This is a genomic window from Lactobacillus bombicola (assembly GCF_900112665.1).
GTDB classification, from domain to species: domain Bacteria; phylum Bacillota; class Bacilli; order Lactobacillales; family Lactobacillaceae; genus Lactobacillus; species Lactobacillus bombicola.
In genome coordinates, this window is the sequence record NZ_FOMN01000018.1 from 1 (window position 1) to 3213 (window position 3213).

Sequence of the window (3213 nt, forward strand, 5' to 3'; positions counted from 1 at the left end):
AAGCACGGCAACGTCCTACCCTCGCAGGCAGTCTCCCACCAACTACTCTCGGCGTTAAGAAGCTTAACTTCTGTGTTCGGCATGGTTACAGGTGTTTCCTTCTTGCTCTTGCCACCGTACTTCTTTTTGAGCTTTTACACTCAAAACTAAATATTATCCTTCGAAAAAACCGTTCCACTCTCTTCTTTGACTGCCTTCGCTTTTGGTCAAGTCCTCGACTGATTAGTACTAGTCCGCTCCAAACCTCACGGCTCTTCCACTCCTAGCCTATCTACCTCATCGTCTTTGAGGTGTCTTACTACTTTCGTATGGGAAATCTCATCTTGAGGGGGGCTTCGCACTTAGATGCTTTCAGCGCTTATCCCTGCCATACTTAGCTACCCAGCTATGCCTTTGGCAAGACAACTGGTACACCAGCGGTATGTCCATCCCGGTCCTCTCGTACTAAGGACAGCTCCTCTCAAATTTCCTACGCCCACGACGGATAGGGACCGAACTGTCTCACGACGTTCTGAACCCAGCTCGCGTGCCGCTTTAATGGGCGAACAGCCCAACCCTTGGGACCTACTTCAGCCCCAGGATGCGACGAGCCGACATCGAGGTGCCAAACCTCCCCGTCGATGTGAACTCTTGGGGGAGATAAGCCTGTTATCCCCAGGGTAGCTTTTATCCGTTGAGTGATGGCCCTTCCATGCGGTACCACCAGATCACTAAGCCCGACTTTCGTCCCTGCTCGAGTTGTCGCTCTCGCAGTCAAGCTCCCTTATACCTTTACACTCTGTGAATGATTTCCAACCATTCTGAGGGAACCTTTGGGCGCCTCCGTTACTCTTTAGGAGGCGACCGCCCCAGTCAAACTGCCCATCTGACACTGTCCCATGCCTCGCTTAGAGGCGCTGGTTAGAGCAACCATCAAACAAGGGTAGTATCCCAACATTGCCTCTGATAATACTAGCGTACTATCTTCTCCGGCTCCTACCTATCCTGTACATGCTTAACAGTTGCCCAATATCAAATTGCAGTGAAGCTCCATGGGGTCTTTCCGTCCTGTCGCGGGTAACCCGCATCTTCACGGGTATTATAATTTCACCGAGTCTCTCGTTGAGACAGTGCCCAAATCATTACACCTTTCGTGCAGGTCGGAACTTACCCGACAAGGAATTTCGCTACCTTAGGACCGTTATAGTTACGGCCGCCGTTTACTGGGGCTTCAGTTCGCTGCTTCGCTTACGCTTACAGCTCTCCTTAACCTTCCAGCACCGGGCAGGTGTCAGCCCCTATACGTCGTCTTACGACTTTGCAGAGACCTGTGTTTTTGATAAACAGTTGTTTGGGCCTATTCACTGCGGCTGGCTTTTACACCAGCACCCCTTCTCCCGAAGTTACGGGGCTATTTTGCCGAGTTCCTTAACGAGAGTTCTCTCGCTCACCTTAGTGTTCTCCACTCGACTACCTGTGTCGGTTTGCGGTACGGGTACGTTAGCTCTCACTAGAAGCTTTTCTTGGCAGTGTGACTCTTGAACCTTCGCTACTTTTATTTCGCTCCTCATCACGACTTGTGCTTCTTAACAGTAAGCATTTGACTCACCATTACACTTGTCGCTTAAACATGGCTTTCCAGCTCCATGCGTCCTTTGCCTCCTGCGTCCCTCCTTCGCTATTAACGATCTAACGCAGTACAGGAATTTCTACCTGTTGTCCATCGACTACGCCTTTCGGCCTCGCCTTAGGTCCCGACTTACCCTGGGCGGACGAGCCTGCCCCAGGAAACCTTAGTCTTTCGGCGGATAGGATTCTCACCTATCTTTCGCTACTCATACCGGCATTCTCACTTCTAAACGCTCCACTTATCCTCTCGATTAAGCTTCACCGCATTTAGAACGCTCTCCTACCACGCATTATTGCTAATGCATCCACAGTTTCGGTACTATGCTTAGCCCCGGTAAATTTTCGGCGCAGCGTCACTCGACTAGTGAGCTATTACGCACTCTTTTAATGATGGCTGCTTCTGAGCCAACATCCTAGTTGTCTACGCAACTCCACATCCTTTTCCACTTAGCATAGATTTTGGGACCTTAACTGGTGATCTGGGCTGTTTCCCTTTCGACTACGGATCTTATCACTCGCAGTCTGACTCCAGTGCTTTGATACATGGAATTCGCAGTTTATCTGAATTCAGTAACCCCTGACGGGCCCCTCATCCAAACAGAGCTCTACCTCCATTATCATCCTCGCACCAGGCTAGCCCTAAAGCTATTTCGGAGAGAACCAGCTATCTCCAAGTTCGTTTGGAATTTCACCGCTACCCACAACTCATCCCCGCAATTTTTAACTTACGTGGGTTCGGTCCTCCAGTGTGTTTTACCACACCTTCAACCTGGTCATGGGTAGGTCACTTGGTTTCGGGTCTACATCAAATAACTCTCTCGCCCTATTCAGACTCGCTTTCGCTTCGGCTCCGTCCTTTTATGACTTAACCTCGCTATTTAACGTAACTCGCCGGTTCATTCTACAAAAGGCACGCCATCACCCTTTAATGGGCTCTGACTACTTGTAAGCACACGGTTTCAGGTTCTCTTTCACTCCCCTTCCGGGGTTCTTTTCACCTTTCCCTCACGGTACTGGTTCACTATCGGTCACAATCTAGTATTTAGCCTTGCGAGATGGTCCTCGCTGCTTCAATCGGAATTCCTCGTGTTCCGACCTACTCAGGATTCTGCTCGGCGTACTCTTGATTTCGCTTACGGGGCTCTCACCCTCTCTGGCTTACCTTCCCAGATAATTCTGCTATCGCCTGTACTTACCTTCTTGCAGTCCTACAACCCCAAACAATAAATTGCTTGGTTTGGGCTCTTTCCGTTTCGCTCGCCGCTACTTGGGAAATCGATCTTTCTTTCTCTTCCTGCAGCTACTTAGATGTTTCAGTTCACTGCGTCTTGCCCTAGTTACCTATTTATTCAATAACTAGTAATGTATCTCTACATTGGGTTCCCCCATTCGGATATCTCCGGATCTCTGCTTACTTACAGCTCCCCGAAGCCTTTCGTGGTTCGTCACGTCCTTCTTCGCCTTATTGTGCCTAGGCATTCACCGTGCGCCCTTTTTTACTTGACCTTACTCAAGATACTCTCTCGGTCGCTCTTGCAATCTGTTCTCTTTTGATTGTTTCTCGGTTTTTTCTTGGATTATATTCAGTTTTCAATGTACTAACTC

At 49.3% G+C, this 3213-nt stretch carries 2 rRNA genes; both read right to left on the reverse strand.

Annotation, left to right across the window (positions count from 1 at the left end):
• Positions 1–2 precede the first annotated feature (2 nt).
• Positions 3–119, reverse strand: a 5S ribosomal RNA gene (gene rrf, locus BM203_RS08255).
• 83 nt (positions 120–202) lie between these two features.
• A 23S ribosomal RNA gene (locus tag BM203_RS08260) occupies positions 203–3114 on the reverse strand.
• Positions 3115–3213 lie beyond the last annotated feature (99 nt).